Origin of the sequence: Gordonia hirsuta DSM 44140 = NBRC 16056 (genome assembly GCF_000333015.1) — a bacterium.
Classification (GTDB): Bacteria; Actinomycetota; Actinomycetes; order Mycobacteriales; family Mycobacteriaceae; genus Gordonia; species Gordonia hirsuta.
Window position 1 is genome coordinate 1 of record NZ_BANT01000052.1, and the last position, 7,548, is coordinate 7,548.

General features: G+C 68.2%; 6 protein-coding genes. 4 read left to right on the top strand and 2 right to left on the bottom strand.

Annotated features, from left to right (window positions below; translation table 11 throughout):
- Positions 1–147 precede the first annotated feature (147 nt).
- Positions 148–711 (bottom strand): copper resistance CopC family protein, encoded by a 564-nt coding sequence (locus GOHSU_RS14895; RefSeq protein WP_051139580.1) that lies wholly within the window; start codon positions 709–711, stop codon positions 148–150.
- Positions 712–747: 36 nt separating this feature from the next.
- On the opposite strand from GOHSU_RS14895, the gene GOHSU_RS14900 reads away from it, so the two are divergent.
- Positions 748–2,748, top strand: a complete 2,001-nt coding sequence (locus GOHSU_RS14900; RefSeq protein ID WP_005943503.1) for an NAD(+) synthase — start codon at positions 748–750, stop codon at positions 2,746–2,748.
- Positions 2,749–2,770: 22 nt separating this feature from the next.
- Here GOHSU_RS14900 and GOHSU_RS14905 read toward each other — a convergent pair whose 3' ends face one another.
- Positions 2,771–4,306: a WS/DGAT/MGAT family O-acyltransferase gene (locus tag GOHSU_RS14905; protein ID WP_005943506.1), complete on the bottom strand. Its 1,536-nt coding sequence runs from the start codon at positions 4,304–4,306 to the stop codon at positions 2,771–2,773.
- Between the two features lie 137 nt (positions 4,307–4,443).
- Between GOHSU_RS14905 and GOHSU_RS14910 the strand changes: the two genes are divergently transcribed.
- The 3 genes from GOHSU_RS14910 (at position 4,444) to dusB (ending at position 7,326) form a co-directional block, all read left to right on the top strand.
- Positions 4,444–4,959: a nuclear transport factor 2 family protein gene (locus GOHSU_RS14910; protein ID WP_005943508.1), complete on the top strand. Its 516-nt coding sequence runs from the start codon at positions 4,444–4,446 to the stop codon at positions 4,957–4,959.
- 143 nt (positions 4,960–5,102) lie between these two features.
- The gene (locus GOHSU_RS14915; protein ID WP_005943510.1) at positions 5,103–6,092 is read left to right on the top strand and encodes an acyl-ACP desaturase; all 990 of its coding nucleotides are present in this window, start codon (positions 5,103–5,105) and stop codon (positions 6,090–6,092) included.
- Between the two features lie 106 nt (positions 6,093–6,198).
- Positions 6,199–7,326, top strand: a complete 1,128-nt coding sequence (gene dusB / locus GOHSU_RS14920) for a tRNA dihydrouridine synthase DusB (RefSeq protein ID WP_281169739.1) — start codon at positions 6,199–6,201, stop codon at positions 7,324–7,326.
- The last annotated feature ends 222 nt before the right edge of the window (positions 7,327–7,548 follow it).

Genomic DNA, 7,548 nt, shown 5'->3' on the forward strand with positions numbered 1-7,548 from the left:
AACTGGCCCCGGCCAGCGCCAGACCGGCCGGCCAGGCAGCCGCCGACGGCCCGGCACCGGCAGCCAGGGCCGCGCACACCGCCAGTCCGCCGAGGACCCCGCCCAGGCCGGCGGCGACCGGCGCCGCGGTGTGCGCCGCTACCGGTTTCAGGACTCCCGTCGCCGCAGTGCCACGGCGGCGCCGCCGGCGATCACCAGCACGGCGACCACGCCCAACACGACCCACAGCCAGACCAGCGAGCCGCCGTCACCGGCCGGATTCTCCCGATCGGCGGCGTCGGCACGGGCACCCGGGGTGCCGTCACCGGCCACGGTCAGCGTGAAACGCCGCTGCCCCTGCACCGGGTGGCCGTCGGCCGAGGTGACGCGGAAGTTCACCAGATACTCGCCCACCGGGCCGAGCGGACCGACCGGGACCGAGATGGTGCGCCCCTCGACGGTGGGCTCACCCTGCTGCCAGAAGTGATCATCGGGCCCGACCACCTTGAGGATCGCGTACTCCGGGCGCAGGTCCTCGTTGAACGTCACCGAGACGGTGCCCGGGGAACGGTCCAGCGTCGCGCCGTCTTCGGGAGACGAGCCGACGGCGGCCGAGTGGGCCGCGGCCACCCCGGCTCCGGCCAGCAGTGCGCTCAGAACCAGGGCGAAGATCACACCGAGGGAACTCGCAAGGCGGGAACGGATCGAAGACGAATGCACGGGGAAGATCATGGTCCCCATGCTGCCATGCGCGTTACCGTAGAGCGCGTGTCGCTCTACTCACACGGTTTCGCCCGCATCTGCGCCGCTGTTCCGCTGGTCGCACTGGCCGATCCCGCCCGCAACGCCGAACGCACCATCGAGCTGATCCAGCAGGCGCACCACGGGGATGCCGCCCTGGTCGCCTTCCCGGAACTGGGATTGTGCGGTTACAGCGTCGACGATCTGGTACAGCAGGATGCGCTGCTGGATGCGGTGATGGATGCGCTCGCAGAGATCACCCGGGCGACGACCGGACTGCGGCCGCTGGTCGCGGTCGGGGCCCCGCTGCGGATCGACGACGGCCTCTTCAACTGCGCCGTGCTGATCTGCGACGGCCAGATCCTGGGCATCGTGCCCAAGAGCTACCTGCCCAACTACCGCGAATTCTCCGAACAGCGCCATTTCGCCGCCGCCCGCGATACGACGGTCGACTCGGTGGTCATCGGCGGACAGGAGATCCCGTTCGGCACCGACCTGATCTTCGAGGCCCTGGATCTGCCCGGCTTCCGCGTGCACCTGGAGGTCTGCGAGGACAGCTGGGTGCCCATTCCGCCGAGCACCTGGGCCTCCCTGGCCGGAGCGACGGTCCTGGTGAACCTGTCCGGCAGCCCGGTGACGGTCGGGAAGGAGAGCTACCGCCGGGCACTGGTGACCGGGCAGTCGGCCCGATGCGTGGCCGCCCAGCTCTACGTCTCGGCCGGCTTCGGCGAGTCCACCACCGATCTGGCCTGGGACGGCGACGCCATGATCGCCGAGAACGGCACCCTGCTGGCCCGCAGTGAATCCTTCGGACTGACCGGACAGTTGATCACCGCGGATATCGATCTGGACCGGCTACGGCAGGAACGTGCCCGAATGATCAGTCTGCGCGATCAGGTCGGCGACTACGCCGAGCAGGTCCGCGGCTTCCGCCGGATCCCGTTCACGCTGGACGATCTGGACGAGGCCGCCGTCGATCTGGTGCGCACCGTGCCGCGGTTCCCGTTCGTCCCCGAATCGGCGGCCGATCGCGATCGGCGCTGCCGGGAGGTGATGCACATCCAGGTGCAGGGGCTGACCCAGCGCCTGCGCGCCACCGGCCTGGACAAGGTGGTCCTGGGCGTCTCCGGCGGACTGGATTCGACGCTGGCGCTGCTGGTGGCGGTGGCGACCTTCGACCGGCTCGGCCTGCCGCGCACCGGCATCCATGCCTTCACCATGCCCGGTTTCGCCACCAGCGAGGCCACCCTGGCGCGCAGCCACGTGCTGATGGACACCCTGGGTGTGACCGGTCGTGAACTCGACATCCGGCCGTCCTGCCGGCAGATGCTCGCCGATCTGGGCCACCCGTTCACCGACGGCGAGCCCGTCTACGACGTCACCTTCGAGAACGTGCAGGCCGGCGAGCGCACCTCGCACCTGTTCCGTTTCGCCAATCTGCTCGGCGGAATCGTACTGGGCACCGGCGACCTGTCCGAACTCGCGCTGGGCTGGTGCACCTACGGGGTCGGCGACCAGATGTCGCACTACAACGTCAACGGCTCGGTCCCCAAGACCCTGATCCGCCACCAGATCCGCTGGGCCGGCGAGGCCGGCGGCTACCCTGCCCAGACCGTGCGCACACTCGAGGAGATCCTGGACGACGTCATCTCCCCCGAACTGGTTCCTGCCGGAGCGGACGGTGCCGTGCAGAACACCGAGGAGACCGTCGGCCCCTACGAGCTGCACGACTTCTTCCTCTACTACCTGACCCGCTTCGGGTACCGGCCGGCCAAGATCGCCTATCTCGCGCAGCAGGCGTGGGGTCAGAAGTACGACGAGGCCACCATCCGGCACTGGCTCGAGGTCTTCCTCCGCCGGTTCATGGCCAACCAGTTCAAGCGGACCGCGATGCCCAACGGCCCCAAGATCGGGTCGGGCGGCTCGCTGTCGCCGCGCGCAGACTGGCGTTCCCCGTCCGATGCACCGGCCACGGTCTGGCTCGACGCGCTGGACCGGCCGGGCGACCCCGGAGTGACCCCGCGGTGAAACTCGCGGCGGGCCGGTGCCGCTAGTCGGCCTCGGCCTGGGTTTGGGCGTCGTCTCCCTCGACCCGCAGGATCGGGATCTCCTCGACCCGGCCGCCCGCGATGGCGGTACGCAGCTGCGCATCCAGCGATTCGGCCAATTCGGCCGCTGCGAGGTCGGCATCCACCGCGGCGGTGAGCTCCTGCAGCTGGTCGGTGAACGCATCGCACAGATCCCAGATGTCCGGGGTCAGATCGGCGCAGGTGAGCAGGCCCACGTTGAGTTTGTCGGCCACCGAGAACACGGTGATGTTCAGGCCCAGCCCGTGGAAGATCGGCGCCAGCGGATAGACACCCTCTACCTTGGCGCCCAGCAGGTACATGTCGAACGGCGGTCCGGCGACGTTGGAGATCACCGTGTTGAAGATCGGCGGATGCAGTCCGGAGAGCCGGCGGTCGGCGTAGATGCGCATCAGGGAGCCGAGGGTGTTGCCGGGCGCGAATTCGGCGAAGGCGCGCAGCATGTTCGGGTCCACGTCCCGGTGGTGGGCCTTGGCCTGGGCGGCGAAGATCCCGGCCACCCGGATGCGCTCGACCGGATCGGCCACCGTCGTGGGCAGCCGGGTGAACATCCCGGTCACCTTGTTGGTGCCGGCGACCACCAGGTCCTTCTCTTCGGCGCCGCGCACCGAGACCGGAACCAGACCCACCAGCGGATCGGTCGGCAGTTCATCGCGGTCGGCGAGGTACTGCCGCAGGGCACCGCCGGTCATGGCCAGCACCACGTCGTTCATTTTGACGCCGTAATGGTCCTTGATCCGCTTGACCTCGGCGAGCGGCATCTGCGTCAGGGCCAGGGATCGACGCGGGGTCAGCGGTGCGTTGAACCGCGTCCGCGGGGCCAGGAAGGGGGCGGGCATCCCGTCCCCGGACCGGACCCGCTTGATCCATTCGATCGGCACCGGCAGCGTCTTGGGGATTAGTTTGAACGCGGCGATCGGCCGCTGCAGGAAGAAGTTCTTCGCGCCCTCGGCGGCCATCGCCACCCGATCGGTGTTCCCGGCGGTGATGGCCACCAGATCCGGATCCAGCTCGGGCGGCTCGGGGCTGACCGTGGCCAGCTGACCCAGGATGTCGGCCACGGTGGCGCCGTCGACGCTGGCGTGATGCATCCGCAGCAGCAGGGCGATGCGACCGCCTTCCATCCCCTCCATCACCCACATGTCCCACAGCGGCTTCTTGCGGTCCAGAGCCTGCGAGATCAGGTGCGAGCTGACCTGCGCCACCTCCTGGATGCGGCCGGGCGAGGGAATCGCGATGCGGTGGACGTGCCGGTCGATGTCGAAGTCGGTGTCTTCCACCCAGACCGGGTGGTCGATGTTGGTGAGCGAATCGGCGAGCTTGCGGCGGAAGATCGGCAGGCCCTTGACGCGCCGGGCCATCTCGGCGCGCAGCCCGTCGAACGAGTAGCCGCCGGGGACGGTCGAGGGGTCCAGCTGCAGCACTGCCGCGACGCTCATCACCTGCGACGGAGTCTCCAGATACAAGAATGAGGCGTCCAGGCCGCTCAGCCGTTCCATTGCACTTCCCCATCGTCGTCATCCCCGGTACCCGGTCGGGCACGCCTGGTCCCACACTAGTCGCGTGACCGAAGCCGCGTCATGGTCCATGTCCGTAAGCCCGCGCACGAGGTGCGGAAACCGCTTATCGTCGACACATGGGCACCCCGTTGCAGCTCGAGGAACTCCAGAACGCCTTCGCCGGCTTCCAGCAAACCGTCGCCGAGGTCGCCGCCAGCCGCGACTGGGATCGATGGGCCGATCAGTTCACCGTCGACGCCCACTACGTCGAGCACGCCTACGGAACATTCACCGGTCGCGAAGAGATCCGCGCCTGGGTCACCAAGACGATGACCTCGTTTCCGGGCAGCCATATGACCGGGTACCCGGCGCTGTGGCAGGTCTGCGATCCGGCGACCCGCCGGGTAATCGCCGAGATCGACAATCCGATGCGCGACCCCGGTGACGGTTCAGTGTTCAGCGCCACCAACATCTCCATCCTCACCTACGCCGGCGACGGCCTGTGGCGCGGTGAAGAGGACGTCTACAACCCGATGGAGTTCGGCCGCATGACCTACGCCTGGTGTCAGCGGGCCCGGGAGTACGGCACCCTCGACGAGCCGGCGGCCCGATGGCTGGAGACCTACGGCGCCGCCTTCGCTCCCCGCCCCTAGCCCGGACTCGAACCGGGCCCTTCCTCCCGAATCCCGGCTGACAGACTTGGGGGCGCCTGCGTGTTGCCGTAGCCTGGGGGAAGAACAGTCCTGTCGGCGCTGAACGGCGCCTCCAGGAGAGTATCGATCAAGAGGACACACCGATGGCACGTGCACTCACGCAACTCGAGTTGCTCCAGGAGCTGGAGCCGACTGCCGAAGAGAACGTCAACCGGCATATCAAGGTGGCCCGCAACTGGAACCCGCACGACTACGTGCCGTGGTCGGACGGTAAGGACTTCGCCGCCAACGGCGGGATCGACTACGACCCGGAAGAGAGCAAGCTCGACGAGGTCGCCAAGGCGGCCATGATCACCAACCTGCTGACCGAGGACAATCTGCCCTCCTATCACCGGGTGATCGCCGACAACTTCTCCATGGACTCCGCGTGGGGCGACTGGGTCGGTCGCTGGACCGCCGAGGAGAACCGCCACTCCATCGTGATGCGCGATTACCTGGTGGTGACCCGCGGTGTGGATCCGGTCGCTCTCGAAGAGGCGCGGATGATCCACATGACCAACGGTTACGACCCGATGCTGGCTGCCGCCGGTCGCACCGATGAGCTCGGCGAGCACGTCGACGAGGTCGGCCTGCTGCACTCGGTCGCCTACGTGACCTTCCAGGAGCTGGCCACCCGCGTCAGCCACCGCAATACCGGCAAGGCCTGCGACGATCCGGTCGCCGACAAGATGCTTCAGCGCATCGCCGCCGACGAGAACCTGCACATGATCTTCTACCGCAACATCTGCGGCGCGGGTATGGACCTGGCTCCGGACCAGACGCTGCGGGCGGTGACCGACATCGTCACCAACTTCCAGATGCCCGGCGCCGGAATGCCCAACTTCCGCCGCCACGGCGTCCTGATGGCCAAGCACGGCATCTACGACCTGCGCCAGCACCTGGAAGAGGTCGTCATGCCGGTGCTGAAGAAGTGGGACGTCTTCGGCCGCACCGACTTCGGTCCGGAGGGCGAGAAGACCCGCGAGGAACTGGCCGCCTTCCTGGAGCAGCTGGACAAGGACGCGACCCGCTTCGAGGAGATGCGCGACCGTTCGCTGGCCCGCGAAGCCGCCAAGGCGGCCAAGGCCTCCTGACCGGAAGAACTGTTCCCTGACTCTGCAGACGGCACCGGCAACGGCGCTCCCGACCACCGGGGGCGCCGTTGTCACGCATCCCACAGGCACCACCGAACCGCTCCGCATAGGCTCGCTGACGCTCGGCAGCCCGGTGGTGCTGGCTCCGATGGCCGGCGTCACCAACGTTGCCTTCCGGACACTGTGCCGGGAGCTCGAACTCGAGCGCACCGGCACCGTGTCGGGGCTGTACGTCTGCGAGATGGTGACCGCGCGCGCTCTCTACGAACGTCATCCGGTGACCATGCACATGACCACCTTCGATCCGAGCGAGACGCCGCGGTCGATGCAGCTGTACACGGTCGACCCCGAGTACACCTACAAGGCCGCCAAGATGATCGTCGACGAGGATCTGGCCGATCACATCGACATGAATTTCGGCTGCCCGGTCCCCAAGGTGACCAAGCGCGGCGGCGGCTCAGCCATCCCCTACAAGCGGCGGCTGTTCCGCAACATCGTGGCCGCTGCGGTCAGGGCTACCGAGGGCACCGACATCCCGGTCACCGTGAAGTTCCGGATCGGGCTCGACGACGACCATCACACGCACCTCGATGCCGGCCGGATCGCCGCCGAAGAGGGTGCCGCAGCGGTGGCCCTGCACGCGCGCACCGCCGCCCAGCGCTATTCCGGCTCCGCGCACTGGGACCAGATCGCCCGACTCAAAGAGCACGTCACCTCCGTTCCCGTCCTGGGCAACGGCGATATCTTCGAGGCCGAGGATGCGGTGGAGATGATGGCGCAGACCGGGTGCGACGGTGTCGTGATCGGTCGTGGCTGCCTCGGCCGTCCCTGGCTGTTCGCCGAGCTGTCGGCCCGGTTGCGCGGCCTGCCGGCGCCGCCGGCGCCGGATCTGGGCGAGGTGACGCAGATCATGTACCGGCACGGCGAGCTGCTCAGTGCGCACCACGGAGAGACCAAGGGCATGCGGGAGATCCGCAAGCACATCGCCTGGTATCTGCGCGGCTTCCCCGCCGGATCCGATCTGCGGTCAGCACTGTCGCTGGTCGAAACCCTTGCTGACCTGCGCCGTCTGATCGATACGCTGGATCCGACGGCCCCCTTCCCCGAAGACGGGCACGGCCCGCGCGGACGGCAGGGATCACCGGCGGCGGTACATCTGCCCGAGGGCTGGCTCGACGACCCGGAAGAGGACATCGTCCCGGTCGGGGCTGAGATCATGCACTCGGGCGGCTGAACGTTCGCTGCCAGTTTCTTCTCAGCCGCAGCCATTACGATGTTTTGATCCCAGAGCTAAGGACTTGCAGTGACTTCTGACGAACCCGGTTCGCCGCAGCCGGAGCGCCCTGCCGGCCCGGCACGGCGCTCCAGGCGCGCCGGCCGGACGTCGCAGTCCTTCGACTTCCGCGAACGCTTCGGCGATCCGGCGCTCACCGAACGCCGCGAAGGGCTGCGCGAG